This is a genomic window from Streptomyces sp. DvalAA-43, assembly GCF_900091725.1.
Lineage (GTDB): Bacteria > Actinomycetota > Actinomycetes > Streptomycetales > Streptomycetaceae > Streptomyces > Streptomyces pulveraceus.
In genome coordinates this window covers 301,841-328,499 of the sequence record NZ_FMBW01000071.1, presented here as the reverse complement: position 1 = coordinate 328,499, position 26,659 = coordinate 301,841, and the positions used below count along the sequence as shown (strand labels likewise).

Sequence of the window (26,659 nt, the reverse complement as noted above, 5' to 3'; positions counted from 1 at the left end):
CCACACTCCGTCATGCCTCCCGGATGGGATGCGGGCGCACGCTCAACAAGGCTTGCGGCATGAGGACTTACGGAAAATCAGCCGCCTTCGTCGCCCTGTCCGCCACCGTCGCCGCCACCGCTCTCACCGGGGTGGTGACCGCCCCCGCCCATGCCGGCACCGCGTCCGCCCCCGCACTCTCCTGGCGGCCCTGCGCCACGGCCGGTGGCCCCGCCGCCCAGGAGTGTGCCGAGCTGCCCGTACCGCTGGACTACCGGGACCCGGGCGGCCCGCAGCTCTCTCTCGCGGTGACCCGGGTCCGCAGCGACCGGCCCGCCGCCCGGCGCGGGACGCTGATGGTGATCGCCGGGGGGCCGGGCTCCTCCGGGGTGCAGCGGGTGACGCAGAAGGGGGAGCGGTTGCAGCGGGAGACGGAGGGGCGGTACGACATCGTGAGCCTCGACCCGCGCGGGACCGGAGGCAGCCCGAAGGCGAGCTGCGGGCTCGCCCCGGAGGACCGGGAGATAGTGAACCTGCGGGCCTGGCCCGGCACCGACGGCTCGATCACCGAGAACGTGACCCGCTCCCGGCGTACCGCCGAGGCCTGCGCCCGCAACGGCGGAGCGATGCTGCGGAGCCTCACCACGGCCAACGAGGTACGGGACATCGACCGCTTCCGGCAGGCGCTCGGCGAGGAGAAGCTGTCGGCCTGGGGCAGCTCCTACGGGACGTACGTGGGCGCCGTGTACGCACAGAAGTACCCGCAGCACACGGACCGTTGGGTGCTGGACAGCAACGGCGACCCGGACCCGTCGCGGGTGGCCAAGGGCTGGCTGGCCAACATGGCGGTGGGGGCGGCCGACCGCTTCCCCGACTTCGCGCGCTGGGCCTCGGACCCGGCCAGGGAAGCGGAGGGGCTGCGACTGGCCCAGCGGGCCGAGGACGTGCAGCCGCTGGTGCTGGACCTGGCGGCGCGGCTGGACCGTGAGCCGAGGGAGTCCACCACGCCGGGCGTCCCGCTGACCGGCAACCGGCTGCGCCAGGCGATCCAGCTGGCCCTGTACGGCGACGAGGCGTTCGGCGGGCTGGCGGGGCTCGTGCGGGCGGCCGGGGACCCTTCGGTGAAGCCGGTCCTGCCCGACGCGCTGATCGAGCCGATACCGGACGCGGAGGCGGCCATCACGATCGCCGTGGTCTGCAACGACGTGCGCTGGCAGGGCACGGTCTCCTCGTACGCGCGGGCCGTCGCCGCCGACCGCGTGAAGCACCCGCTGACTGCGGGGATGCCGGTGAACATCACCCCGTGCACCTTCTGGAAGGACGCCCCCGCCAACCCGCCGACCCGGATCACCGACCAGGGACCGTCCAACGTCCTGATGATCCAGGGCCTGCGCGACCCGGCGACCCCGTACTCCGGCGCCCTGAAGATGCGCGCGGCCTTCGGCGACCGGGCCCGCCTGGTCGCCGTCGACCACGGCGGGCACGGCATGTACCTGGGCCACGGGAACGCCTGCGGCGACCGCACGGTCACCACGTTCCTGAACACCGGGACCCGGCCGGAGAAGGACGCGTACTGCGCGGACTGACCGGGAGGGGCCGGGGAGGGACCGCGGCTGGGCACACGCCCCGCTCAGTCGCGGCCCGGCCCGCTCAGTCGGGGCCCGCCCCGCTCAGTCGCGGCCCGGCGTCGGGTGGCCGCTGTTCCTGGCCTGTGCCAGCAGCGAGACGACCTCCTCGTCGGAGGTCTGGGAGAAGTCCCGGTACCACTCGCCGACCGCGTAGAACAGGCGCGGCACCGACAGGCACACCACCTCGTCCGCGCTCCGGCGCAGCCGCACCACCGCCTCCGGCGGCGCCACCGGTACGGCCGCCACCAGCCGCGCGGGTCCCTGTGCCCGTACCACCAGGCAGGCCGCCTCGGCCGTGGCGCCGGTCGCGATGCCGTCGTCCACGACGATCACCGTCCGGCCGGCGAGCGGGGTCCGTGTCCGGCCGGCCCGGTACACCTGCGCCCGGCGTACGAGCTCCGCCTCCTCGACCCGTTCGACCGCCGCGAGATCCTGCCTGCCGGCGCGCAGCCGCCCGGCGACGTCCTCGTTGACGACCCGCACCCCGCCCTCGCCGATGGCGCCGAACGCCACCTCCTCGTGGTGCGGGACGCCGAGCTTGCGGACGACGATCACATCGAGGTCGGCCCCGAGGGTCTGCGCGACCTGGAAGGCCACCGGGACTCCGCCGCGGGGCAGCCCCAGCACGACGGGGTGCTCCCGTTCGAGGTGGTGGAGCGCCTCGGCCAGCTGCTGTCCCGCGTCCACGCGGTCGGCGAACAGCACAGTGGTTCACCCCCAGCCGGGGAGCCGGAGCCGGGCCGCGTGCGCGCGGGCCCCATCGGCGTCCCTCCTCTGAAACAACCCCATGCGCGGCGGCTCCGCAACTCGGGCGGGGACCCAGAACAGCTCGGGGCGGCTCAGGACACGGGTGACGTCCTGGGGATCTCGCCCTCGGTCGTGTTGACGTCGATCACGGAGAACGTCGCACCCTGCGGGTCCGTCAGTGCGGCGAACCGGCCGAACGGCATGGTCATCGGGCCGAACCGCAGCACGGCACCGCGCTCGGTGGCCTTCGCGACCGCCGCGTCGCAGTCGGCGACGGTGAAGTACACGTTCAGGAACGGCGGGACCTCGGGCGGGAACTCGTCGCCCATCTTCATCCGCCCCATCACGGTCCGGTCGCCGACGTTGTACATCCTGAAGTCGACGTGCTCGTCCGCGATCTTCACCACCGTGTACGGGAAGACGGCGGGGAAGAAGGCGTCGGACTTCGCGGGCTCCCGGGTGAAGACCTCGGCCCAGCAGAACGCACCGGGCACCCCCTGCGCCTCGAAGCCCTCGTGGACGCCCGCCTGCCACACGCCGAAGGCGACACCGCCGGGGTCGCGGGCCAGCAGCATGGTGCCGAAATCTCCGACCCGCATGGGGTCCATCAGGGTCTCGCCGCCGTTGGCACGGATCTTCGCGGCGGTGGCCTCGGCGTCCGGCGAGGCCAGATACAGGCACCAGGCCGACTGCCCCTCCTGGCCGGGCATCGGGGGCACCACCGCGGCGACCGCCTTGCCGTCGGCGTACGCCTGCGTGTAGTCGCCGAACTCCGACGAGGACTCGCCGAACGTCCAGCCCAGCACATCACCGTAGAAGCTCTTCGCTCCCTCCGGGTCGGTGAACATCGCGTCGGCCCAGCACGGTGTGCCCTCCGGTTGTACGGCCATGGCCCTGACTCCTTCGCGCTCGGTCGGTGGTCCGGCTCTTCACGCTAGCCAGCCGACCGCCTCCCCGCGCGCCGGGAGCGCGGGGAGGCGGGGCTACCCGTCCGTGCCCCGGCCCTGCGGCGGATCCACCCGCACCAGGCCCGACTGGTAGGCCATGGCGACCAGTTGGGCCCGGTGCCGGGCGCCCAGTTTCGTCATCGCGCGCCCGACATGCGTGCGCACGGTCAGTGGGCTGACGTGCATCCGGGCGGCGATCTCGTCGTTCGACAGGCCCTCCGCGGCCTGTGCCATGACCTCGCGCTCGCGGGCGGTCAGGACGTCCAGGGACTCGGGCGCGGCGACACCGCCCTCCGGGCGGGCGAGGTAGCGGGTGATGAGGGCCCGGGTGGCGGTGGGCGACAGGAGCGTGTCGCCCGAGGCCACCGTCCGGATGGCGTCCAGCAGCTCCTCGGGGCCGACGTCCTTGCCGAGGAAGCCGCTGGCGCCCGCGCGCAGGGCGCGGGCCACGTACTCGTCGATCTCGAAGGTGGTGAGGATGAGGATGTGGGTCCCGCTCAGCGCCTCGTCGCGGCAGATCGCCTCGGTGGCGGCCAGCCCGTCCACACCGGGCATCCGGATGTCCATCACGACCACGTCCGGCGCAGTGGCGCGGGCCTTCTCCACCGCCTCCCGGCCGTCCGCCGCCACCCCGACGACCTCCATGTCGTCGTTCGACTCGATCAGCAGCCGGAAGGTCCCGGCCAGCAGTGCCTGGTCATCGGCCAGCAGTACCCGGATGGTCACCGCGCCGTCCTCTCCTCGTCGTCCCCGTGATCGCCCCCGTGACCGTTCCTGTGAAGTCCGGGTTCCGCCGTCTCCTGGGCTTCCAGCGGAAGTTCCGTGGTCACCTCGAAGCCTCCGTCGGCCCGGTGCCCGGCGGCCAGTCGGCCGCCCGCGGACAGGGCCCGTTCGCGCATCCCGATGAGCCCGTAGCCCGGGGTGCCCGTCGTCGGCGGCGCGTGCCCGTCGTCGGAGACGGTGAGCGTGAGCAGCCGGCGCGAGTAGCCCAGCCGGACGGAGGCCGTCGCGCCGCCCGAGTGCTTGGTGACGTTGGTCAGCGCCTCCTGCACGATCCGGTACGCGGTCAGGTCCGCGCCCGGCGGCAGCGGCCGGGCCTCGCCCTCCACGGTCACCGAGACGGCCAGCCCCGTGTGCTCGAACGAGGCGATCAGCTCCGGCAGCCGGGCCAGCCCGGGGGTGGGCTCCAGCGGTGTCTCCGGATCGCCCTCGCGGCGCAGCAGCCCCACGGTCGCCTTGAGTTCGCGCAGTGCGGAGGACGTGGTGCCGGCCAGCTGGTCGAGCATCTTCTGGGCCTGGTCGGGCTTGCTGCGCAGCAGGTACGCGGCAGTCGCCGCCTGCGCGTGGGCGAGCGCGATGTGGTGCGCGACGATGTCGTGCAGCTCGCGGGCGATCCGGGTCCGCTCCTCGCTCACCCGCTGCCGCGCCTCCTCCTCGCGGGTGCGTTCCGCCAGTTCGGCCCGTGCCTCCACGGCTGTGAGGTGGTCGCGGCGGCTCCGTACCGACTCGCCGACCGCCCCCGCCAGCAGGACGCAGGAGACCAGGCCGACCTGGTCGGGCCGGAGCAGTGGCACCCCGCCCCAGGCGGCGGAGGCGATCAGCAGGGCGACGGCCGCCCCGGCCGTGTACAGCGTGGCCGTGCGGTGGTCCGTGCGCAGGGCGAGGAGGTAGAGGGCGACCAGGGCGGCGCCCGCGACGCTGGGGCTGGGGTCGAAGCCGATGGAGCTGCCCATGAGGCCCAGGGCGCCGCCGAGCACCGTGGTCACCACCACCATCGTGCGCGGATATCTGCGGTGGCCCAGCAGCAGGACGACGGGCGGCACCGCGGCCGCCAGCGCGAAGGCGAGCGTCGGGGCGCGGACGATCCGGGCGTTGGTCAGGGTGCTGGAGAAGACCGCGAAGGTCCACAGCAGCACCGCCACCACCACGTCGACGGTCCGCGGGTGGCGCCGGGCCCACTGCCGCCAGTCGGTGAACATGCGCTCTCTCTTCCTCGGTTCCGTCCGACCATCGTCGTCGACCTGCCCGGCCCACCTGTACGGGGCGGGGCGCCCGGGGCCGCCCGCCGTGCTGCCCGGCGAGCGGCCCCGTACGCCCGTACCTCAGATACGTACGGGCTCGGGCTCGGTCTCCGTGTCGGTCTCCGTCCCGGGCCGGAGCGCCGCCGGTCCGGCGTGGTTCAGCTTCTCGCCCTCGACGTCCACCTCCGGCACGGCCTTCGCCAGCCACTTCGGCAGCCACCACGCCCGGTCGCCCAGGAGGGCGAGCACGGCCGGGACGAGCGTCATCCGGACGACGAACGCGTCGAAGAGGACGGCCGAGGCGAGGCCGACGCCCATCATCTTGATCATCGAATCGCTCATCCCGATGAACCCGGCGAACACCGCGATCATGATGACGGCGGCGGCGCCGACGACCCGCGCGCTGTGCCGGAACCCGGTGACGACGGCCGCGCCCGGCCGCTCCCCGTGGACGTACGCCTCCCGCATCCGGGTCACGAGGAAGACCTCGTAGTCCATGGCCAGACCGAAGACCACGCCGATCAGGAAGATCGGCATCATGCTCATCACCGGCCCGGTCTGTTCGACGCCGAGGACGTCGGCGAGCCAGCCCCACTGGAAGACCGCGACGATCGTGCCGAAGGCCGCCGCCACCGAGAGCAGGAAGCCGAGCGCCGCCTTGAGCGGGACCAGCAGCGAGCGGAAGACGACCATCAGGAGCAGGAAGGCGAGGCCGACGACGAGCGCGAGGTAGGGCAGCAGCGCGTCGGTGACCTTCTGCGACACGTCGATGTTCACCGCGGTCGCGCCCGTGACGAGCAGCTTCGCGCCGGTCCCGGACTCCAGTCCGCGCGCCTCGTCACGGATGGTGCGGACGAGTTCCGTGGTGGCCTCGGAGCTGGGGCCGGTGGAGGGTACGGCGGTGAGCACCGCCGTGTCCCCGGCCTCGTTGAAGGCGGCGGGCGTCACCACCACGACCCCCTCGGTGGCGGTGAGCTGCTTCGCGGCCCGCGCCGCGGCGGCCTTCGGGTCCTTCGACGCCTTCGCGTCGACGACCACGGTGAGCGGCCCGTTGAAGCCGGGGCCGAAGCCGTCGGCCAGGGCGTCGTAGGCGCGGCGCTGGGTGGTCGAGGTGGGCTGCGACTCGTCGCCCGGCATGCCGAGCTGGAGATCGAGCGCGGGTACGGAGATCAGCCCGAGGCCGAGCACGGCGAGCACCAGGACGGCGAGCGGCCGCCGGATCACGGCACGGGCCCAGCGGGTGCCCAGGTTGGGCCGTTCGGCCGAGGTCCGGGCGCGCTGCCCGCCCCGGGGCCTGCGCACGGTGCGCGGCAGGACGGCCCGGCGGAAGAAGCCGAGCAGCGCGGGCAGCAGGGTGACCGCGACCAGGACGGCGATCACGACGGTGCTCGCGGCGGCGAGGCCCATCTTGGTGAGGACGGGGATGCCGACCACGGACAGTCCCGCCAGCGCGATGACCACGGTGAGACCGGCGAAGACGACGGCGGAACCCGCCGTGCCCACGGCCCGTGCCACGGCCTCCTCGGCGTCGTGGCCCTCCGCGCGTTCGGTCCGGTAGCGCGAGACGATGAACAGGGCGTAGTCGATGCCGACCGCGAGCCCCAGCATCATGGCGAGCGTGGTGGTCGTGGTCGACATCCCGACGGCGACGATCGACGCCACGCCGATGCCTATGCCGACGATCGCGGTGAGCAGCGGGAGGCCCGCCGCGGCGAGCGAACCGAAGGTGATGAGCAGGACGACCGCGGCCGCGGCGACGCCGACGAGTTCGGTGGTGCCGCCCAGCTCGGCCTCCGGCACCAGGGCCGAACCGCCGAGTTCCACGGTCAGCCCGGCGTCCCGCCCGTGCTTCGCGGCGTCCTGGAGCGCGTCCTTGGTGGCGTCGGTGAGATCGATGCTCTGTACGTCGTAGCTGATGGTGGAGTACGCGGTCGTGCCGTCCTTGCTCACGGCTCCGGCCATCTTGAACGGGTCGAGGGCGCCCTTGACCTGGTCGCCGCCCGCCACGTCCGCGACGATCTTCTCGACGGCCGCCTTGTTCGCGCGCGCGGTGACCTTCTGGCCCTCGGGCGCGACGAAGACGATCCGGGCGTCGGCGCCGTCCGAGCTGCTGCCCGGGAAGCGCTGGTCCAGCAGGTCGAACGCCTTCTGCGACTCCGTTCCGGGCATCGAGAACCCGTCCTCGGGGGCGGTCGGCGCCTTGGCCGCGGCGAAGGCACAGGCGGCCAGGACCACCACCCAGAGCAGGGCGACGAGCCGGCGTCTCCGGAAGGAAAAGCGGCCTAGCCGGTAAAGGAAGGTAGCCACGAAGAGGCGCTCCAGTCTCTCTGGATCGGGCGACGGGATCGCGGCGCGGTGCCGCGGCCTCCGGCCGTGCCGGGGCCGTGCCGGGGCACGGCATGGCGGGGCGGGCCGGAGGAATGCCTCAATCCTTCGCGAACCCGGGCGTCATCGTCGTCGTCGCCCCGCATGGAGTCGTACGTACGCTGGTTGCAGTACGTGGCGTGCCCGTCGTACCCCTGGGACAGGACGGTGGGACAGGGGCGGTGGGACAGGGCGGCCGGAGCGCCGCCCTCCGCCGTGAGACGCCCCCACCGGCACGCGGCATCGACGACGGAGCGCGCGGCTGGTGACGTGTGAAGGGGCGGGGCGGCCGGATTCGAACCGGCGTCCTCCTCCATGCTGTGTAGGCGCACTACCTCTGTGCTACGACCCCGCCTTGCGGGGATCGTATACGGCCCGCCCGACCACTGGACAGTGACTTTCCCGGGCGGCAACACCGCACCCCTCGACGAACGATCACACGGGAAGCGCGGGAAGCGCGGGCACGATCGCCCCGGAGCGTACGAGCACCCGGCGCAGGTCGGTCATCGGTACGTCGGTGACGTCCGCCCCCAGGTCCGCGGACATCGCCGCGAGCGCACCGGCCGCCTGCCCCGTGGCCATGGCCGTGGCCTGGACCCGCAGCGCGGAGTTCGCCGCCTGGTCGGAGCCGACGCAGCGCCCCGCGACGACGGCGTACGGATTGCCGGCCGGGACCATCGCGTCGCGGGGCACGGTCGGGACCACGCCGTGGCGCAGGTGGGTCTTGTCGATCCCGTTGCCGTCCGGGCGGTGGATGTCGATCGGATAGAAGCTGTTGCAGACCGAGTCGGCCCAGACCCGCCCCGCCAGGTAGTCCTCCCCGGTCACGGTCGTACGGGCCGCGATCGTGACGCTCTCGCGGACCCCGACCTCCGGGGCGCGGAAGTCCAGCCGGAGGTTCTCCAGACCGGGCAGGGTGCGCAGGAAGCGGTAGATGCGCAGGACCGCCGCCGCGCCCGCGAGCTCCCCGGCGGTGCGGCCTTCGCTGGTCGCTCCCTCGATCCCGACGAGATGGATCGCGTTCTCGCCCCGCTTCGCCAGGAACGGCAGCAGTGGGCGGCCCCGGGAGCCGAGGTCCGAGGCGAGCAGCGCCCCCGATCGGACCGCCTCGGTGTGTCCGCGGTCGAGCTCGTCGTGGTCGAGGGCGTCGACGTCGTAGCCGGAGAGCCGGATGTCGATGGTGCCGGGCTGACGGTCCTGGTTGCGCCGACGCTCCAGCCCGGCCAGGCCGATCACGTCCGCGTCACCGGTGCAGTCGACGAGCCGCCGGGCGGTGACCGGTTCGATCCCGTCCTTGCCGCACAACCGGAGCTCCCACAGCTCACCGGTCCAGTGCGCGGAGGCGGGCATGGTGTGCAGCCGCAGATCGAGGCCGCTGCGGTGGACCTCCTCCAGGAGCAGCGCCCCGTACAGCGGTGCGTTCACCCGCACCTGCCGCTGCCAGTGCGGGCGTTCGTCGTCCCGGAAGTCCGGCAGCGCGTCGCCGCTCAACTCGACGGCCCTGCACACCAGTTCCCAGCCGATCCCGGCGATGACCTGCTCGCCCCAGGCGTGGAAGAGCCCGGGGAACGCGACATTGGCGCTGGTGGTCGTGCCGCCCAGCCCGGCGTTCTTCTCCACCAGCAGTGTGCGCGCGCCGAGTTGGGCGGCCTGGAGGGCAGCCGGGACTCCGGAGGGCCCGCCGCCTATGACAGCGATGTCGTACGCGTTCGTTCGCATGGATGTCTCACGCCTCGATCGGTGGATTGATACGTTTCAATCGTACGGATCGGACCGCATCGCGGGCGAGGGGACGGTGCAATCCCGCGAAGTTCCGTCCGCGTGGCGGGAGATGGGCGTGGTGCGCTACGGTGACCGCATCATCACACTCTGTGCGCGTTCGTGTGTATAGGGCGGCCCCCGGCGGTGCGACAACACCAATCCGAGGGCCTACACCGCCAGTGGAGCTGAGAGGCCACCGGAAATGCTGCGTCATGCTATCGCGCCGTCCGCGCGCTATACGAAGGCATCGAACGATGTCGTCCGTCATCCGCGTCTGAACAGCGACGCGAAGATCCTGCTCCTCTACGTCCAGGGCCTCCCGGGCGACGCCACGTGCAAGCCGTTGAGCGAACTGGCCAACAAGGTGGGCATCAAGGGCCGCGCGTACCAGAAGGCGAAGGGCCAGCTGGTCGAGCACGGCTATGTGCACGAGCGGCGGAGCCAGGCCGAGGGAGGCCGCTGGCTGACCGACCAGCTCGTCGCGAACACCCCCCTGACGGGTGAGCAGGCGTTACGCCTCCTACGGCCGCCCGCCCCGCCGGTCGCCGCTCCGTCGGTTGCCGCCGCGCCACCGAGTACGCAGTTCCCGACGGTCGGCGAGCCGACCCCTCGGGTGGCCGGTGGCTATGAACCGGTAGAAGACCACTGTGACAAGACAACTCCCCACCCACCCACCGAACCTGAGCCCGCACCAGGCTCAGCACCGCGCCCCGCACCAGGCTCCGCACCACACCCCGCGCCAGCTCCGGCACCCGAGCCGCCCCAGCAGACCTCGACGCCCCCCTCGCGGACCCCCACACCGCCCCCGCAGGCCCCCACGGCAAATCCGCAGGCCTTCACGGCGAACCCGGCCCAACTGGCCCGCGCCGAAAGGGTCCTGCTCTCCCTGCGCCACACCCGCCGCGAACTGCGCCTGGGCGTGGCCGAGGCCCGCGACCTCGCGGTGGAGGCCGCCGAGTGGTTCGAACGCGGGGCGAGCGAAGCCGACCTGCGCCACGCCCTGCTCGCCGAACGCCCGCAGGAGGGCATCCGCTCGGCAGTCGGCTTCCTGCGCTACCGCCTCCACCGGAAACTCCCCGAACCCCCGGTCCAGCACCAGCCCTGCGAACGCCCACCCCTCCCCGAACTCGTCGAATGCTCGGGCCCCGGCGAACCCCACCTCTTCCGCCCGATGTTCGGCGAATCCGAATGCCCTTCCTGCCGCCGCGCCGCCGCCGAAGCGGAACCCGAACCCCTCCCCTGGCGCGAACGCATCGCCCTGATCAACGGCACGCCGGCGGCATCACCGGCCGAGGCCTGACCGGGGTGCGTCTGTCCATACGCAGAACTCCCCCTGTGAACGCATGGCCCCGCCCGGCAGATTTGGTCCTCGCAGGCACGCGCCTGCTCGCACAGAGAGGCGTCTGTGCCTGGTGAGCCTTTACCGGACCGGGGCGGAGAATCCGACCTCGGGAGATGGGGGATCTGAGATGCGGCCGATCAGCCGATTCACTGCCTGGGCCACGACCCTGGCCACCGCCGTGGGAGCCATGGTGGTACTCGCGGGAAGCCCGGCCTCCGCCAACGGCGGGTACTGGTCCATCTCGTGCGATTCCCCGAACGCGTGCCTCAGGCTGTCGCTCGGACGCCAGGGTCCGGGCGGGCCGTTCTGGAACATGACCGGCTGCGGTGTCTACGGCATCAATGACTTCCACGACCGCGGCTACGCCAATGGCCGGGCTTTCGACGTCCACTACACGGACCAGAGGTGGGACCGCGTCGAGGCCTGGACCAGCCGTGGGCTCGACCCCAACAACCGCGTCACGGGTGTCACCGTGCTCTGCTGAGCCAAGCCGTAGAACGGAGCGGAGCAACAGCGCTCCCGCCCCAAAGGCGCGGGAGCGCTTGCGGGCGCCTGACCCGCCTCACTCGCCCCGGCCCGGGACCGAGGCCGCGGCGCCCGGCCGGGAAGGCACGGACGCCGCGACCGCTCACGCTCAGGCCGGCGAGGTGCCCGCCCGGCCGAGGAGATGCCGGGCGAAGAACCGGACCGAGCTGTCGACCTCGAACATGGGCATGCCGACATGCCTGCCCGCGTTGGCGTGCAACGACTTCTCCCGCGAGGCGAAGGCGTCGAACAGCGCGAGGCTGGACTCGCGCGAGACGCGCTCGTTGTCCCACTGCATGGCGAACTCGACCGGGACGGTGATCCGCTTCGCCGCCTCGAACAGGGCGTCGGGCCACATCATGCCGAAGACCGCGGCCGCGATCCTGGGCTCGGCCGCCACCAGCGGCACCCCGATCGCGGTGCCCATGGCGATGCCGACGTAGCCCACCGGCCCATCCGCCCCGATCTCCGGAAGTTCCTGGAGCGCGTCCAGGGCCGCCCGGTACTCGGGCACGGCGAGTTCCGCCAGGCGGGCGTTGTAACGGACGATGATCGGGCGTTCCGGCTCGCCCGCCGTCTGCGCCCGGCGCAGCTCGGCGATCTCCTGCTCGTCCTGTGCGGAGCGCGGCCGGTCGCCGTGACCGGGCGCGTCGATGACGGCGGCATGGAAGCCGCAGCCGGTCACGAGACGGTGGGCGCGGCCCACCATCGCCCGGTGCTTCTTGTCGGCGCCGCCGCCGTGGCCCATCAGGACCAGGGGCGCTCGCCCGGCCGCGCCGGAGGCCGGCGACCAGAGAACGCCGGGGATACCGCCCACGGTGAAGTCGCGTTCGAGCATGCCGTTGGACGACGACTCGGCGGTGAATTGCAGAGAGTTCATAGGTGTTGCCCTTTCGGGAGTGCCTGGAAGTGGAGGCGCTCCCGGCGACACCTACGTCAATCGCCCGGCCGTGACGGAAAGGGGGAGCACCCACATCGATACTGCGTTCATGGGTCTCACCTCCTCGGGCGGTGTCACGGTCACGCGCAAACTACCAGCCCGCCCACCGTCCCGCCCAACCCTTTTCCTCCGCCACGGCCTGCCTGGTGGGCCGCCGCCGCGCCCCTACCGTCGCCGGGTCGCCGCCGCGACGGTGGCCATGAGTTCGGCGTCCAGTACGGACGGGTCGGCCAGCCGGGTCGGGGCGGCGTAGGAGTTGAGGAGTGCCTTCGTGACGCGCAGGGCGGCCTCGGGGCGGCGCACGATGGGTTTGGCCCAGGCGGTGACCGCGTCGTCGAGTTCTCTCTCGGGGACGATGCGCTGGAGGACCGACAGCTCGTGCGCCTCGATGGCGTCGAAGGCGCGGCCGGTGAGGATGAGTTCGCGGGCGCGGGCGGCGCCGACCTCGTGGATGAGCCGGGGGAGCACGCCGCCCCAGGCGGTGGGCAGTCCGAGCGCCAGCTCCGGCAGCCGGAAACCGGCGGTGTCGGCGCCCACGCGCAGATCGCAGGCGAGGGCCAGCGCGAGGCCCGCGCCGATCGCCTTGCCCTGGATCCGGGCGATGGTGACGGCGTGGTTGCCGGAGATCGCCTCGCAGACCCGGCGGGCCTTGTCACCGGCGATCCGGATGCCCCGCCCGGTGGGGTCGTCGTCGAGCCAGTCGGCGAACTCGTTCCGGTCGCCGCCCAGGCAGAAGTCGTCTCCGGCCCCGCTGAGCACCAGCACCCGGACGTCGGGGTCCGGCACGGCCAGGACCGTCAGCAGATCGTCCAGCATCGCCTCGGTGACCGCGTTGCCGGTGTCCGGGGAATCCAGCTCCACGCGGAGGACGGCGCCCTCGCGTTCGGTGCGCACCGTGCTCGGCCGGCGCTGCGAGGACAGGTACTGCGCGAGCGAGAGCTTCATATCGCCACGCTCAGCGAGGTGACCCGTCGGAAGACCAGCCGGGACGCGTACGCGGCCGGAGAGACGGTGCGCAGGGTGGGGAACCGTTTCAGCAACTGGGTGAGGAGCGTGCGCGCCTCCAGGCGGGCGAGCGCCGCGCCGAGGCAGTAGTGCACCCCGCCCCCGAAGGTCAGATGCGTACCGCCGCGCCGGACGTCGAAGGTGTCCGGGTCCTCGTTGCGCCGGGGGTCGTGGTTGGCGGCTCCGTACATGACGTGGACCATGCTGTCCTTGGCGATCGGGACGCCCGCCAGCACGGTGTCCTCCGCCGCGATCCGGGTGTTGATGTGGATCGGCGGGTCGTACCGCAGGACCTCGTCGACGGCGGCGTCGATGTGGCCGGGGTTCTCCCCGAGCCAGGCCCAGCGGCCGGGCTCCTTCATGAGCAGCTCCACCATGGCCGAGAGCAGCGTGGCGGTGGTCTCCAGGGAGGCGATGGTGACGAACATGGTGAGCCGGTAGAGGATCTCGTCCGCCGTCGCGCGGTCGGGTTCGCGGGCGTCCCAGGTGTGGATCCAGCCGGTCAGGACGTCGTTGCCGGGGTTGGCACGGCGCTGTTCCACCAGCTCGGTGAAGTAGGTGCGCAGCTGGACGGTGGCCTCGGCGGACACGGCGAGCTGGCTCTTGGTGGGTAGCAGCTCCTGGGCGTGCACCTGGTTGTGGGTGATCTCCAGGATGTGCGCGTAGTCCTCGGGCGGTATCCCCAGCCAGGACCCGATGGTGCTGATCGGGAGCTGCTCGCTGACGGTGCTGACGAAGTCCGCCTCGCCCCGGCGCAGTTTTTCGGCCAGCTCGTCGAGGAGCCGGGAGACGTGCTCCTCGACCCGGGGGGTCAGCCGGGTGATGGTCGACCGGTCGAAGAGGTTGCCGAGGCTGCGGCGCTGGCAGGTGTGCTCGGGGGCGTTGAGGCGGGAGAGGGTCTTGGTCATCTCCTGCGTGGCGACGGCCTCCCAGCGCTCGGTGTCCGCCTGGCGTTCCTGCCAGGCGAAGTCGGGCGCCAGCCAGTCGCGGCCGCGCAGCACTTCGCTGCACGCGTCGTAGCCCGTGACGAAGTAGGCGTCCCAGGGAGCACGTACGACATCGCCCATGGCTCTCAGGTCGGCCAGCAGAGGGTAGGGATCAGCCTGCCCCTCGGGCGATTTGAGACGTCTCAGGAGAGTGATGAGGGCACGGCGGTCGACGGGGGGCCTGTCTGTGCCACATATAGCGCTCACGCAGAGTTCCTTGGCCTGGGCTCATGGTTACCGGCAGAACCTACCCCTCCGCATATGTCAGCCATGCGTGGATTGTTGTTGCCCGTATCACAGAGAAACCCTGCTGCGGCCCCTTGTCATTTGTCTCGTGCGTCTCAACTCCCTCCTGAGCCACAGCTGTTACGCCTATGAAAGACCGTCTTATGCGTACATGGTGCCGGGCGTGTCCCGGAGGGATGTTCGTCACGTCCCGAGCGGTGCCTGTCACGTCCCGTTGACTGTCCGTCACATCCTGTTGAGGGACCGTCACATTTCGCCGGGCGCACGGAACATCTCGTCAGGCTCCCGTCACGTCCCGTCAGGCGCCCGGCACATCCCGTCCGGCGTCCGTCACACCCGGAACACGTCCAGGAAGGAACTCCACCAGCCCTTCGTCTTCTTCTGCGGCTCCGCGTGGTCGTAGTGCGCGGCCGGTGTCTCGTCCGGGGCGGCGCTGCGGGACGGTACGGGCGACTGCGCCGCCGGGGCGGCGGTCGTCCGGCGGGCCGGGGCCGGGCTGAAGACGACGGGCAGCGCCACCATGGCCCGGTGGAAGGGGCCCGGCCGCCACTCGACACCGGAGGGGTGCACCGCGAGGGCGAGGTCGGGCACCGAGTTGAGCACCTTCTCGATCGCGGTGAGGGCGATGAGCTGCGCGGGGGACTTCGCAGGGCAGACGTGCGGGCCCGCGCCCCAGGCCAGATGCGCGCCCTTGCTCAGGGTCTGGCGGGCGTCGGTGAGCGCGGGGTCGCTGTTCGCGGCGGCGAAACTGATCAGGACCGGGGTGTCCGCCTTCAGCGTCACCCCGCCCAGGTCGATGTCCTGGACCGGGTAGTGCGTCGCGTAGTTGGCGATCGGCGGGTTGTTCCACAGCACGTCGTCGAGGGCGTCCTCGACCAGCATCCCGGTGCCCCGCCGCTGCCCGGACCCGTTGTCGCTGGACAGCATGAGCAGCAGCGCGTTGGCGATCAGATTGCGCTCCGGCTCGATGCCCGCGCCCATCAGCATGACGAGCTGGTCCTTGAGCTCCTCGTCCCGCAATCCCGCCGGGTGCTGGATGAGCCAGGAGGTGATGTCCTCACCGGGCTGCCGCCGCTTCAGCGCGACCAGCTCCATCAGGCACTCGGTCAGCTCGGCGTTGGCGCGGAGCACGTCCTCGCCGTCGAAGATCGCGGACATGCTGCGGGTCAGCCGGTCGCCGATGTCGCCGGGGCAGCCGAAGAGCTGGTTGAACAGCAGGAGCGGCAGCAGCTTGGCGTAGTCGCCGAGCAGGTCCGCGCTGCCGCGTTCGATGAACTGGTCGATGAGGTAGTCCGCGATCCGCTCCACGTCCCGGCTGAGCCGGGTGGTGTTGAGCCGGCCGAGGCTCTCGGTGACCGCCTTGCGCAGCCGCAGGTGCTCGGTGCCGTCCGTGAACAGGCAGTTGGGCCGGTACGCCATCATCGGCAGCACCGGGCTGTCCAGCGGTACGCGGCCCTCCCGCAGCGCGGCCCAGCGCCGGGCGTCACGGGCGAAGAAGGACGGATTCTGCAGCACCCGGAGCGCCGCCTCGTGCTGCACGATCAAGGTGGCCTCCACACCGGGGGCCAGCTCGATCGGGGCGGCGAGCCCGTGCGCCCGGAACGCGTCGTAGACGCGCTGCGGATCGGACGCGAACTCCGGCCCGTAGAGCGAGGTCTGTCGCTCACCGCGCATCGGGCACCCGGTGGGGGCGCTGTACGGGGTGGATCCCGGCGACGAGTCCATGTGTGATTCCTCGATGTGATCGCGGACCCCGGAGGGGCCCGGACGGCGGACGGAGAACGGGCCCGGAAGCCATGGCCCGGCCCGGCCGCCGGAACGGCGGCGGGCCGGCGGCTCCTCAGGCCACGTGTGCCAGAAGGTGCTGGACGAGAGTGATCAGGGCCCGCGCGGACGACTTCTCGTCCCGGGCGTCGCAGTACACGACCGGGGTGTCCGGCAGCAGATCGAGAGCCTCGCGCAGCTCCTCCTCGGCATGCCGGGAGTACGGGTCGAAGCTGTTCACCGCGACCGCGTACTCCAGCCCGTACGTCTCGACCAGGTCGATCACCGGGAAGGTGTCGGCGAGACGGGCCGGGTCGACCAGGAGCAGGGCGCCCAGCGAGCCGCGCGCCATGTCCTCCCACAGCTCGACGAAGCGCTGCTGGCCCGGCGTACCGAACAGGTACAGCACCAGTTCGTCGCTGAGCGTCAGACGGCCGAAGTCCAGCGCGACCGTCGTGGTCACCTTGTCCGGTGCGCCCCGCAGATCGTCGATGTGCGCCCCGGCCTGCGTCATCCGCTCCTCGGTACGCAGCGGAGTGATCTCGGAGAGGGTGCCGATGAGCGTCGTCTTGCCCACGGCGAAGTGTCCGACGACGAGAATCTTCGCCGCACGCCGTACCGCGTCCGGCACATAGATGCTGTCAGCCGAACCGGACGTGGAGTCCATGCAACACCTCTTCGAGGATCTTCCTGTCAACGAGCTGGGCCGGCGGGGGCGCCTTGCGGCGCATCAGGTGACCTTGTTCCGCTAAGTCGTTCAGCAGCAGCCGGGCCACACCGACCGGCTGGCCGAGGTGACCCGCCACCTCGGCCACCGACAGATAGCCGCCCGAGCACAGGTCCCAGATCGCCCGGACCTCGGGGCTCGGGTTCGGGGGCGGCTGCCGCTCGGGTGCGATGGTGACCAGAGTGACGAGGGAGAGCTCCTCCGCATCGGGCAGGCCGCGCCCGCCGGTGATGACGTAGGACCGGACGAACCCGCTGTTGACCGCCTGCTCCTCGCCCGGCGCCGTCATACGTCGATTCCCGCGTCCTGGCGGGGAGGTGTGGTCATCGCCTTCCCCAGCGCGGTGACCTGCTGCTGCATGCGGAAGGACATGGCCTCCATGTCCACATCGGCCGCGGCGGCGGCCGCCAGGTACGCGCCGGTGCCCGCCGCGATCAGGAAGATCCAGCCGTGGTCGTACTCCAGCAGCGTCTGGCGCCAGCGGCCCGGGGCCTGGGCCCCGATGAAGGGCGCGACGGCCCGGCTCAGCGACTGCATGGAGCTCATCGCGGCCGCCACGGTCTCCGCGTCGTCCCGGCCGATCTCACTGGAGCTGGCCAGCAGCAGACCATCGGCGGAGACGAGGATCGCATGCCGTGCGCCGGGTACCTGGATCAGGTCGTTGAGCACCCAGGACAGATCGGGGTTCACTGGAACTCGGGTCCTTCCATCGTCGTCGTGTCACGCCCGGACCGGGTTCCACGCTGGAACGCGCCCAGACGGGAAGCGGTCTCCTCGTTGCTGCGCACCGGTCCCGGCTCGGTCGACGGCACGACCGACACCGGGCTCTTGCGACGACGCTTGGGCAGGCCGCCGGAGGTGGTGGCGGGCCCGATGGGCTGCGGAGCGGCGGCCGACTGCGCGACCGGGGGGAACAGGGGGGTCGGGGACGGCGCGGGCGCCTGACGCCGGGGCAGGGCCGCCACGTCGGCGTCATGGTGCTCGGCGGCGACCGGGGGCGGCGACGGGACGTCGCCGGTGAGCAACTCGTCGGGCAGGAGAACCACCGCGCGTACGCCTCCATAGGGGGATACGGAGTCCACCGAGACCTTGAACCCGTAGCGGGCGGCCAGCAGCCCGGAGACGGCGAACCCGAACTGGGGGGGAATGCCCAGGCTGGAGACGCTGATCGCGGCCTGCGGGGCGAGGAGGGCCGCCGCGCGGTCCTTCTCCTCCTGGCCCATGCCGAGACCGGCGTCGTCGACGATGAGGCAGACGCCCGTCGGGACCGCCTGGATGTTGATCTCCACCGGGGCGCCCGGGGCGGAGTAGTTGGTGGCGTTGGCCAGCAGCTCGGCGAGGACGACCGCCACGGGCTCCACGGCCCTGCTGACGACCGAGAAGTTCACCTGCCCGTTGACCCGCACCCGGTCGAACTGCCGGATACGGCCCTGGGCGCTGCGGGCCACGTCGAAGACGGAGGCGACGGTCTCCCGGCGCCCGAGCCAGCCGCCGCAGAGCACCGCGATGCCCTGCGCCCGGCGCCCGAACTGGCTGTTGGCGTGGTCGATGGCCATCAGGTCGGCGAGGATGCCGGGGTCGTCGCCGTACTTGCGCTGGGCGTTCTCGATGACCACCTGCTGCTCGTCCGCGAGGCCCTGGAGGGTACGCACGGCGGCCTTGAGGACCGCCTTGGTCTCCTCCTCGGCGTCCTTGCGGACCTCGGCGAGCTCGGCGGAGTGCTGGTGCGTCAGCCCGGCGTAGGCGACGTGGAGTTCGTCCCGCTGTCTCTGCAGCACATCCCGTTGCTGATGGAGTTCGGCGTTCTGTCTGCGCAGTCCGATGTTGGTCCTGCGAGCCCGCAGAACGGCACCCACGGCGACCAGCGCGACGACAACCAGTGCCCACAGAAGAGGGCCCTGTGCAAATGTCATGAGACTCACTTCAAGTGCCATGGCTATGGATACGGCTTGACACTCCCTCATGTGCCGCAGTGCCGGGCCGGTCGAGCCACGGTCTGCGCCACCCAGGGAGGGCCCCTCCGGGTGTGGGGCCGAGGAATTCATCCCTCCCGGAATGCCCCCATATGCCATCAGCCCACTGGAAGTAAGATGATCTTAACATCGGTCAGGCTGGCAATTGTCAAGACGGACACGCCAGTTGCACTGTTGACGCCGAATGTTCACAAGCGTCCCGCGTCGCGGGCCGGTTGGCAGGCCGTGTGCCAGGGGGGCGGGCGGCGTGCCGGGCGGCAGGCGGCCGGCGCCGCGCTCCCCGGCGGCCCGTCTCAGGGGTGCGCGGGCAGTCGCAGCCCCGTGCAGGCGCCGCGCCGGACCTGGTCCTTCGCGAACGCGGTCACGTACTCGCCCAGCAGCGCGCGCCGCTCGTCCCGCTCGGCCGCGGTCGGCGGGCCGGAAGGCGGGCCGGAAGGAGTGCCCGAAGGCGGGCCGGTCGGAGAGTCGGAAGGCTTGCCCGCCTTCCGGTAGGAGTAGTCCTCGCCCCAGTGCGCGGCGAAGCCGACGTCCTCGCCCCCGCACGTGGCGGCGGCCCATGCCAGGGAATCGGTCAGCACGGGCTCCCGGGCGCTGCCCGCGCCCGACAGCGGGTCGGTGCCCGAACCCGTCTCGCGCGAGGCCGTGCCCCAGTCCCCGCGCCAGCTGGTGAGCTCGACCAGCGGTCTGCCCGGTTTCGTGCCGTCGCCGCCTTCGCCCGGCGCGCGCAGGGTGCACCGTCCGACGATCCCGCCGTCGGCGACGGCGATGCGGACCTTCCCGTCGCGCCCTTCCGCCGGGACGCGTGTGGTGGCGAGCGCGTCGCAGGCGGTGCCCTTCGCCGCCGCGCGGGGCAGGTACGTACCCGTGTCCGGTACCGCCCCGTCCTCCGGCGCGGGCAACGGCTCGCCGCCGCAGCCGAGTTTGCCGGTCACCGCATTGGTCATCCGCACCGCGAGCCGCAGCATGGCGGCCTTCTCCTCGCGGCTCTCGGCGAAGTAGGCCCAGGTCCCCACCAGCAGCCTGCGGGGCTTCCCGGAGGAGCCCTTGCCGCCGCTCGGGCACTCGGGCATCAGGAGGACGCGGCTGTGTTCGTCCTCGAAGCCCGGCAGTCCGCCGGGCAGCACGGCGTGCGGTGCGTAGGACCGGGCGGCGAACGCCAGCTCCTGGTCCCGGTCCGACCCCGCCGGATAGGTGTCCACGGCGACCACGACCTTGCCCAGGTCGCTCGTCAGCACACAGTGATAGGCCCCGAGTTCCTCGTCGAAGGACTCCTTCTCCGAGCCGAGCCGCACATCCGCCCGTACCGTCTTCAGATCGTCCCCCGGCAACTCGCCGCCGCACGCCTCGCGCGCCAGCCACCAGTCCTCCACCGGCGCCCGGACCGAGACCCCGACGGCCACCAGCACGACCAGCGCGCCGACCGAACCCCACAGCCACCCGCGATGCCGCCGCGCCCAGCTCTCCACCCGTTCCCCCGCTCGCTCGTACGCAACTTCCCCACCAGTGTGCGGGGTCCGGGTCCGAGGCCGGGCGGCGGGCGAGGTGCGGTGCGGTGGCTCGCCCGTGCGGGTCAGGGAGCCGGAGGGCCGTCGTCCGGGGGCGTGAAGATGCGGTCCAGATGGTGGCGCAGCACCTCGGTGGCCGACTCCGGACCGCGCTGGCCCACCAGGATGCTGGTGCCCATGGCCGCCGCCATGGCGAGCAGGCCGATGGCCTCCGTGCGCGCGTCCACGCCGGGATCGGCCAGTCCGGACTCCTGGGCCTGGCGCAGCAGCCCGGCCAGGGCGTCCTCGGCGGCGTCGGGGTTGGCGATGAAGGGCTGGGCGGCCAGCGCCTCGTCGGTCACGGACAGGACCGCGTACGAGGTGTAGAGGAGGTGGAAGGTGCGGCTCTCCTCGTCGGTCGGGAGGGAGGTCAGGAGCAGCGCCTCGGCGGTCGCGCGCGGACCGGGGTCCCTGCCGACGGCCCGGAGGCGGGCGCCCACCCGCTCGGTGAACCGGTCGGTCAGATGCTGGAGCCCGTAGAGCAGCAGCTTCTCCTTGGTTCCGAAGTAGTACTGCACGAGCCGCAGCGAGACGCCGGCCTCGGCCGCCACGTCCCGCATGCCGACCGCGTGCAGCCCGCGCCGCCCGGCGACCCGGACGAGCGCCTCGGCGATCTGGCCCCGCCGTTCCTCGTGGTCCACGCGCTTCGGCATGCTCCCGTGTCCCCTGTCCCCGCCCGTCGGTCGTGGCTGCGTACTCCGGTCTGCCCGGAGGGCTTCATGGTACCGCCGTACCAACATGATGGTACGGTCGTATCACGAAGAATCGATCCCCACCGGATCCCGCCGGATCCCATGGATCCCATGGATCCTCATCGGAGGTGACGCTGTGCCCGAGAACGCGACCCGTGCCCGCCGTGACATCGGCCGCTATGTCAACGACACCCTGCGCGACCGGTACTTCGCCGCCTGCGAGGCCGTCTACGCGCTGGGTGCGCCGGCCCGCTCCGAGACCGACGTCGAGACCACTTTCGGCACCACCCACGTCTACCGGTACGGCCCCGCCGACCCGGCCGCCGAGTCCCGCACCCCAGTGGTCCTGATCCACGGCGCGGGCTACTGCTCGGCGATGTGGTATCCCAACACCCCCGCGCTCAGCGCCGAACGGCCCGTCTACGCGCTCGACACCCCCGGCGACGCCGGGCGCAGCGTCCACCGCGAGCCCATGTGGCAGCCCGAGCGCGCCGCGCAGTGGATGGACGAGGCCCTCGACGGGCTCGGCCTCGACCGGGTCCACCTCGTCGGCTCGTCGTACGGCGGCTGGCTGGTGCTCAACCAGGCCCACCTGCGGCCCGGACGGCTCGCCTCCGTCACCGCCCTCGACCCGGGCGGCCTGGAAAAGGTGGGCCTGCGCTTCTTCGCATGGGTCTTCGTGAGCCTCTTCGCCAGCTTCGCTCCCAAAGCGCTGCGTCCGCGCCTCGCCTCCTGGCTGGAGCAGCCGGTCATCGCCGTTCCCGAGGTGCGGAAGTGGGTCCAGGCAGGCACCCGGGCCTTTCGGATTCGCCGTCCCGCACCTCTGCCGCTGGCCGAGGACGCGTTGCGCTCCATCCGGACCCCGCTCTACCTCGTCATGGGCAAGCGCAGCCTCCTCGTACACCCGCAGCGGCAGTTGGAGCGGGTGCCCCGCCTGATTCCCGGCGCCCGCGCCGAGATCGTCGCGGCGACCGGCCACGGACCGCAGATCGACCACCCCGAGCTGGTCAACACCCGGATGCTGGCCTTCATGGACGACATCGACTCCCGCGACCCGTCCACGCGCCGGGGCACCACCGACGCGTGACGGCACCGCCTGCCCGCCGGAGAGGTACTGGCCACGGGCGCGGGCCGTCCGGCGAGAGGCCCTACGGGCAGGGACCGTCCGCGAAGTACGGCAGGACCATGTCGACCAGCGCGTCGACATCGGCATCGGCCATCGGCTCGCCGGTCATGCCCATCCGGTGGAGCAGGACGCCGACGACGACGTCGATGAAGAACAGGACCCGGTGTTCCGGCTCGCCGAGGGCCTCCTGGAAGGCGAGCAGGTACGGGGCCTGGAAGCGCGTGGACAGGATCTCGCGCAGGGCCGGGTCGCTGACGGCGTCGCTGAACACGCCGGCGAACGTGTCACCCACCCCGGGCTCGCCGATCCTGGCCGCTGTCCAGCGGATGGCCGAGGCCATGCGCTCGGCCCGGTCGCCGCCCTCCAGCGGCGCCGGGCCGAGCGCGTCCAGGAGGCAGTCCACGATCAGCTCGCCCTTCGACGGCCAGCGCCGGTAGACCGTCGACTTCGCGATACCGGCCGCGGCGGCGATGCGCTCGACGGTGGCGCGCGCGTAGCCGAGCTCCCGCACCGTGCTCAGCGTGGCGGCGAAGACCGTGGCATTGATGCCCGTGCGTGGACGGCCGGGCGGTCTGGCGGATGTGCTCGATGGCATGGCCACAGGGTACTTGTTTTCGCTACCTCGGGTATCGATACTTGAGGTCGCGTAATTCCCCGGGCAAGGAGAAGACATGACCGAGACCACTGCTGCGCAACGGCCGCCGGAGCCGGACTGGCTCGCCATGACGGACGAGGAACTGTCCGCCTACCGCGACGCGGAGAACCGTTTCCGGGCGTCCGAGGCCGCCCGCGCGTTCACCGGGCAGCCGGACCCCGGCGCCACGACGGAATGGCGGCACGTGGCACTGGACGGCCGCGAACTCCCGGTCCGCGTGTACCGCCCGGCGCCCGGCCACGACAGCGAAGACACAGACGGGACCGACCGTACGGACCAGACGGACCGGACTGATCTGACCGCCCGGACCGACCGGACGGCCCTGCCACTCGTGCTCCATGTGCACGGAGGGGGTTTCGTGGGTACGGCGGTGCAGTGCGACTGGGTCAACAGCCACCTCGCCGCCCGGCTGCCCGCACTCGTCGTCTCGGTCGAGCACCGCTTACTCGCCCCGGACAGCCCGCTGTCGGCGGCCGTCGACGACGGCTGGGACGTGCTCCGGCACGTGATACGGCATGCCGCACGGTGGGGCGTGGACCCGGCCCGGACGGTCGTCTTCGGCGAGAGCTGCGGCGCGTTGATCACCGCCCTGACGGCGATCCGGGCGAGGGAGGCCGGCCTGCGGCTCAGGGCGCAGGTGCTGGTCAACCCCGCTGTCGATGTGACCGGGACGATGTTCGACTACGCCTCGGTCGCCGAGCACGCGTCCGGTCCGGGCCTCGCCGAGCCGCAGCTCCGCCTGTTCCAACGGCTCGCCGTTCCCCCGGGGACCGATGCCCGCGCGCTCTCGCCGCTGTACGCCGACAGCCTGGAGGAACTGCCCCCGGCGCTCGTGGTGGTGCCGACCCGTGACGCCGTGGCCGATCACGGCCGCCGCTACGCCGAGCGGCTGGAAGAGGCCGGGACATCCGTGCGGCTCACCGAATACCCGGGGGCCATACACGGGTTCCTCAGCCTGCCGGGCGTCGTACCGCAGGCCGAGGCCGCGCGGACGGAGATCCTCGCGTTCCTCCGGGCCTCCCTCGCCGAGTCGGGCGAAGGGGCGGCGTCCCGATGACGAAGACACCTCATGAGCGACGGGCCGTCGGAGCGATGTACGCGGGCCTCGGCCTCGCCGTGATCGCGACGATCGTCCCGTACGCCGACCGCGCCACCACCCATCTGCTGGCCGACCACATCCGGGCCGGCTACCCCACGTACACCCCGGCCCGGATCGACTCGGCCGTCAGCACGTACCTGGTCCTCCTCTCCGTGGTCGGAGCGCTCGGCGTCCTCGCCTGGCTCTGGACGACCTGGGCCGTCAGGGCGGGCAAACGGTGGGCCCGCCCCGCCGTGACCGCGATGTTCGTGCTCGGCGCGGGCGTGGGGCTGACCGGCCTGCTCACCAAGGACACCTCCGGCGCCACCGGCCTGCCCCCGGCCCTGGGCTGGGCCGGGATGGCCCCCGGCCTGGCGGCCCTCCTGGCGGTCGCGCTGCTGTGGAGCCGACCGCGCCAGCCGCGCCAACCGTCCCGCTGACACCGCTCGGGGAGCGGCGCCCCGCCCCGGACCCACCTGGGCCGAGGCCCCCACACACCACGGAGGAAGAGACAGCGCAGCGCATCGGCATCATCGGAGTGGGCGAGACCGGCCGGGCCATCGTGACGGGCCTGCGCGACGCCTCCGGCGCATCGCAGGAGGCGGAGACGGAGGTGTTCCTCTCCCCCCGGGGAGCCCGCACGGCCGCAGAACTGTCCGAGCGCTACGAGGGCGTACGGGTCTGCGCCGACAACCAGGAGGTGGTGGACCGTTCCGAGCCGGTCATCATCGCCGTGCGCCGTCACGACCGGCACGAAGCACTGGCGGGCCTGGAGGTCGCCGACGGCAGGACGGTGGTCAACGTGATGGCCGGCGTCGCCAACGACGACCTGCGCCGGATCCTCGCCACCGACGCCGCGTCGGTACGCGCCATCCCCCTGCCCTCCGTACGAGAACGCCGCTCCGTCACGGTGACGTTTCCGTCCCACCCGGTCGCGGACGCGCTCTTCGAGCGGCTGGGCGGGGCGCAGCCGGTCGAGGACGAGACGGCCTTCGACGTCTTCTCCGCACTGACGGGGACACTGACCACCCACTACGCGTACCTCGCCGCGCTCACGTCCTGGGCCATCGGTCAGCGCATCCCCGCCGACCACGCCGACCGGTACGTCCGCGGCCTCTTCCAGGGCGTCGGCCGCACCCTGGGCGACGGGACCCGCTCCCTGCACCGACTGGCCGCCGACCACGAGACCCCGAACGGCAACAACGAACGCATCCGCACCACATGGTTCACCCCGGCCAACTCCGAAGACCTCACCCAGGCCCTAGACGACCTCCTCACCCACCTGAAGCAGCCCGGGACGAAGGGCCTCCTGGACCGCACCACGCCGAAGCAGCTCGCCCTTCCCGGCGGCCCCCTTCCTGGAACTCTTCCCTGTGCTACTTCGGCGGGTTGAGCTTCCGGAAGTACGTCCAACTGGTCTCGTTCGGCTCGCTCCACTTCTCCGGGGCGTGGGCGAACTCCGGGTGGCGGTCGGCGATGTGGGCGCGGGTCCGCTCGGGGACCTCGGCGTACGAGCCGAGCTTGTGGCCCCGGCAGTGGAAGGTGAGGCCGCCGGGCGCCTGGCCGCGGGCCATCCACGGGAGCCACGGGGACATCCGGGTCCACGACATGGTGGCCGGGACGCCGGGTGCCGAACCTGCCAGGTCGGCGCGGTCGGCGAAGAATTGGAAGAGTTCCAGGGCCTTGTAGGTGTCACCGGCCGAGTGGACGGGGTACTGGGCCACCGGCAGCGGCGAGGGGTAGGCCAGCGGGATCTCCAGGCTGAAGCAGACCTGCCCGCCGAGCTCGGTCGTCGGGATCGGGAAGGGGCGCCATTTCTGGTTCGCCGGGTCGTTCCAGACGTGCACCACCGGCAGGTCCTGCCAGGTCTCCAGGATCTCGCGGGTGGCGGGGTCCAGGTAGAAGGCGGCCTCGCGGGTGAGCAGCTGATAGGCGTCCGGGCCGGCCTTGGCGTCCTGGACCAGCCGGGCGACATTGAGCCCTTCAAAGCCGAAGACGCGCTGATAGGGCTCGTCCGGGGCCCAGGAGTACACGTCCCCGGACCACCAGTACGTGATCTCCTCACCGTCGAGCGAGGCACGGGTGCGGGCGAAGGAGCGGAGCAGCCGCGCGGGTGTCGTCATGGGGACCACTCTGCGCGGCCACCGCCCCGGCCGGAGGCCAAACACCGCAGCCGGCGCTTCGAGCGGCCGGATGTGATGGTCGTCCGCGTTGCCGTGTGTCGCCCGCGAACGCCGCCCGCGAACACCGCCCGCGCCGAGTCCGGCCACCAGTCGTCCCCGGCAGCTTCGGCATCGCGGGCGACCGCCTTCAACGCCCCTTGCCGCAGGGCTCGTACGGGCCGGACCGGACGGGACGGGATGCAGCCGTCCCACACCCGCGACTCCCCGAAGGGCCGGTCGGGGCACCCAGCCCCCCCCTCAACGACCGGGCGCCTTCTGCCCACTTGTTTCCATTCCGCCAATTTTGCGCGCATTCCACCTGGTGGCCGACCGTCTTGACGGCCGACCGGCTTGCTATCCGAAATCTCCGCCGAAGCCCGTGGGCGGGCAACCTCTCGAAACTTGCCGCATTTCCCGACGCGTCCCGGCGTTTCGCCGACAAGGCGT

General features: G+C 72.0%; 24 protein-coding genes, 1 tRNA gene and 1 pseudogene. 7 read left to right on the top strand and 19 right to left on the bottom strand.

The window, feature by feature from the left end:
• Positions 1 to 59 precede the first annotated feature (59 nt).
• On the top strand, positions 60 to 1,565 hold the full coding sequence (locus GA0115234_RS29730) for an alpha/beta hydrolase (RefSeq protein WP_093547845.1): 1,506 nt from the start codon (positions 60 to 62) through the stop codon (positions 1,563 to 1,565).
• A gap of 108 nt (positions 1,566 to 1,673) precedes the next feature.
• Here the strand turns inward: GA0115234_RS29730 and GA0115234_RS29725 are convergent.
• From GA0115234_RS29725 to GA0115234_RS29695, 7 genes and pseudogenes are all read right to left on the bottom strand, one after another.
• A pseudogene (locus GA0115234_RS29725) lies at positions 1,674 to 2,312 on the bottom strand (phosphoribosyltransferase); the annotation flags it as partial.
• A gap of 134 nt (positions 2,313 to 2,446) precedes the next feature.
• Positions 2,447 to 3,244 (bottom strand): VOC family protein, encoded by a 798-nt coding sequence (locus GA0115234_RS29720; RefSeq protein WP_093547841.1) that lies wholly within the window; start codon positions 3,242 to 3,244, stop codon positions 2,447 to 2,449.
• Between the two features lie 93 nt (positions 3,245 to 3,337).
• Complete coding sequence (locus GA0115234_RS29715; protein ID WP_093547839.1) at positions 3,338 to 4,027, bottom strand: response regulator transcription factor; 690 nt, start codon at positions 4,025 to 4,027, stop codon at positions 3,338 to 3,340.
• Positions 4,024 to 5,280 carry a sensor histidine kinase gene (locus GA0115234_RS29710; RefSeq protein ID WP_093547837.1) on the bottom strand — a complete coding sequence of 419 codons (1,257 nt, stop codon included), beginning with the start codon at positions 5,278 to 5,280 and terminating at the stop codon, positions 4,024 to 4,026. Before GA0115234_RS29710 ends, GA0115234_RS29715 begins: the two co-directional genes overlap by 4 nt.
• 123 nt (positions 5,281 to 5,403) lie before the next feature.
• Positions 5,404 to 7,629, bottom strand: a complete 2,226-nt coding sequence (locus GA0115234_RS29705) for an MMPL family transporter (protein WP_093547835.1) — start codon at positions 7,627 to 7,629, stop codon at positions 5,404 to 5,406.
• 336 nt (positions 7,630 to 7,965) lie between these two features.
• A tRNA-Ala gene (locus GA0115234_RS29700) sits at positions 7,966 to 8,040 on the bottom strand.
• Between the two features lie 81 nt (positions 8,041 to 8,121).
• Positions 8,122 to 9,405 carry an FAD-dependent oxidoreductase gene (locus GA0115234_RS29695; protein ID WP_093547833.1) on the bottom strand — a complete coding sequence of 428 codons (1,284 nt, stop codon included), beginning with the start codon at positions 9,403 to 9,405 and terminating at the stop codon, positions 8,122 to 8,124.
• A gap of 244 nt (positions 9,406 to 9,649) precedes the next feature.
• Between GA0115234_RS29695 and GA0115234_RS29690 the strand changes: the two genes are divergently transcribed.
• Both GA0115234_RS29690 and GA0115234_RS29685 read left to right on the top strand, forming a co-directional pair.
• Positions 9,650 to 10,747, top strand: a complete 1,098-nt coding sequence (locus GA0115234_RS29690) for a hypothetical protein (RefSeq protein WP_093547831.1) — start codon at positions 9,650 to 9,652, stop codon at positions 10,745 to 10,747.
• Positions 10,748 to 10,916: 169 nt separating this feature from the next.
• Positions 10,917 to 11,273, top strand: coding sequence for a hypothetical protein (locus GA0115234_RS29685; protein ID WP_093547829.1), 357 nt, complete (start codon positions 10,917 to 10,919; stop codon positions 11,271 to 11,273).
• 150 nt (positions 11,274 to 11,423) lie between these two features.
• Here GA0115234_RS29685 and GA0115234_RS29680 read toward each other — a convergent pair whose 3' ends face one another.
• The 10 genes from GA0115234_RS29680 to GA0115234_RS29635 all read right to left on the bottom strand — a co-directional run bounded on the left by GA0115234_RS29680 (position 11,424) and on the right by GA0115234_RS29635 (position 21,152).
• Positions 11,424 to 12,194 carry an alpha/beta hydrolase gene (locus GA0115234_RS29680; RefSeq protein ID WP_093547827.1) on the bottom strand — a complete coding sequence of 257 codons (771 nt, stop codon included), beginning with the start codon at positions 12,192 to 12,194 and terminating at the stop codon, positions 11,424 to 11,426.
• Between the two features lie 225 nt (positions 12,195 to 12,419).
• Positions 12,420 to 13,199 carry an enoyl-CoA hydratase/isomerase family protein gene (locus GA0115234_RS29675; RefSeq protein ID WP_093547825.1) on the bottom strand — a complete coding sequence of 260 codons (780 nt, stop codon included), beginning with the start codon at positions 13,197 to 13,199 and terminating at the stop codon, positions 12,420 to 12,422.
• Complete coding sequence (locus tag GA0115234_RS29670) at positions 13,196 to 14,326, bottom strand: cytochrome P450 (RefSeq protein ID WP_093547823.1); 1,131 nt, start codon at positions 14,324 to 14,326, stop codon at positions 13,196 to 13,198. The genes GA0115234_RS29675 and GA0115234_RS29670 overlap by 4 nt, the downstream gene beginning before the upstream one ends.
• A gap of 495 nt (positions 14,327 to 14,821) precedes the next feature.
• Positions 14,822 to 16,216: a cytochrome P450 gene (locus tag GA0115234_RS29665; RefSeq protein WP_093547821.1), complete on the bottom strand. Its 1,395-nt coding sequence runs from the start codon at positions 16,214 to 16,216 to the stop codon at positions 14,822 to 14,824.
• Between the two features lie 115 nt (positions 16,217 to 16,331).
• The gene (locus tag GA0115234_RS29660; RefSeq protein WP_093547819.1) at positions 16,332 to 16,922 is read right to left on the bottom strand and encodes a GTP-binding protein; all 591 of its coding nucleotides are present in this window, start codon (positions 16,920 to 16,922) and stop codon (positions 16,332 to 16,334) included.
• Positions 16,897 to 17,271, bottom strand: a complete 375-nt coding sequence (locus tag GA0115234_RS29655) for a DUF742 domain-containing protein (RefSeq protein ID WP_093547817.1) — start codon at positions 17,269 to 17,271, stop codon at positions 16,897 to 16,899. Before GA0115234_RS29655 ends, GA0115234_RS29660 begins: the two co-directional genes overlap by 26 nt.
• Positions 17,268 to 17,672: a roadblock/LC7 domain-containing protein gene (locus GA0115234_RS29650; protein ID WP_093547815.1), complete on the bottom strand. Its 405-nt coding sequence runs from the start codon at positions 17,670 to 17,672 to the stop codon at positions 17,268 to 17,270. Before GA0115234_RS29650 ends, GA0115234_RS29655 begins: the two co-directional genes overlap by 4 nt.
• Positions 17,669 to 18,895: an ATP-binding protein gene (locus tag GA0115234_RS29645; protein WP_093547813.1), complete on the bottom strand. Its 1,227-nt coding sequence runs from the start codon at positions 18,893 to 18,895 to the stop codon at positions 17,669 to 17,671. The genes GA0115234_RS29650 and GA0115234_RS29645 overlap by 4 nt, the downstream gene beginning before the upstream one ends.
• Before the next feature lie 353 nt (positions 18,896 to 19,248).
• Positions 19,249 to 20,421, bottom strand: a complete 1,173-nt coding sequence (locus tag GA0115234_RS29640; RefSeq protein ID WP_093547811.1) for a hypothetical protein — start codon at positions 20,419 to 20,421, stop codon at positions 19,249 to 19,251.
• Positions 20,422 to 20,525: 104 nt separating this feature from the next.
• Complete coding sequence (locus tag GA0115234_RS29635) at positions 20,526 to 21,152, bottom strand: TetR/AcrR family transcriptional regulator (RefSeq protein WP_093547809.1); 627 nt, start codon at positions 21,150 to 21,152, stop codon at positions 20,526 to 20,528.
• A gap of 175 nt (positions 21,153 to 21,327) precedes the next feature.
• On the opposite strand from GA0115234_RS29635, the gene GA0115234_RS29630 reads away from it, so the two are divergent.
• Entirely contained in the window at positions 21,328 to 22,278 is a 951-nt protein-coding gene (locus tag GA0115234_RS29630; RefSeq protein WP_093548316.1) for an alpha/beta fold hydrolase, read from the top strand.
• Positions 22,279 to 22,339: 61 nt separating this feature from the next.
• On the opposite strand, the gene GA0115234_RS29625 is transcribed toward GA0115234_RS29630, so the two are convergent.
• The gene (locus GA0115234_RS29625) at positions 22,340 to 22,912 is read right to left on the bottom strand and encodes a TetR/AcrR family transcriptional regulator (RefSeq protein ID WP_093547807.1); all 573 of its coding nucleotides are present in this window, start codon (positions 22,910 to 22,912) and stop codon (positions 22,340 to 22,342) included.
• A gap of 76 nt (positions 22,913 to 22,988) precedes the next feature.
• Between GA0115234_RS29625 and GA0115234_RS29620 the strand changes: the two genes are divergently transcribed.
• The 3 genes from GA0115234_RS29620 to GA0115234_RS29610 are packed head-to-tail and all read left to right on the top strand — an operon-like array spanning position 22,989 to position 25,443.
• Positions 22,989 to 24,029, top strand: a complete 1,041-nt coding sequence (locus GA0115234_RS29620) for an alpha/beta hydrolase (protein ID WP_093547805.1) — start codon at positions 22,989 to 22,991, stop codon at positions 24,027 to 24,029.
• Positions 24,026 to 24,490, top strand: coding sequence for a hypothetical protein (locus tag GA0115234_RS42580; protein WP_176729306.1), 465 nt, complete (start codon positions 24,026 to 24,028; stop codon positions 24,488 to 24,490). Before GA0115234_RS29620 ends, GA0115234_RS42580 begins: the two co-directional genes overlap by 4 nt.
• Positions 24,487 to 25,443, top strand: coding sequence for an NAD(P)-binding domain-containing protein (locus GA0115234_RS29610; protein ID WP_202554309.1), 957 nt, complete (start codon positions 24,487 to 24,489; stop codon positions 25,441 to 25,443). The genes GA0115234_RS42580 and GA0115234_RS29610 overlap by 4 nt, the downstream gene beginning before the upstream one ends.
• Here GA0115234_RS29610 and GA0115234_RS29605 read toward each other — a convergent pair.
• On the bottom strand, positions 25,427 to 26,173 hold the full coding sequence (locus GA0115234_RS29605) for a DUF1838 family protein (RefSeq protein ID WP_093547803.1): 747 nt from the start codon (positions 26,171 to 26,173) through the stop codon (positions 25,427 to 25,429). The genes GA0115234_RS29610 and GA0115234_RS29605 overlap by 17 nt on opposite strands.
• Between the last annotated feature and the right edge of the window lie 486 nt (positions 26,174 to 26,659).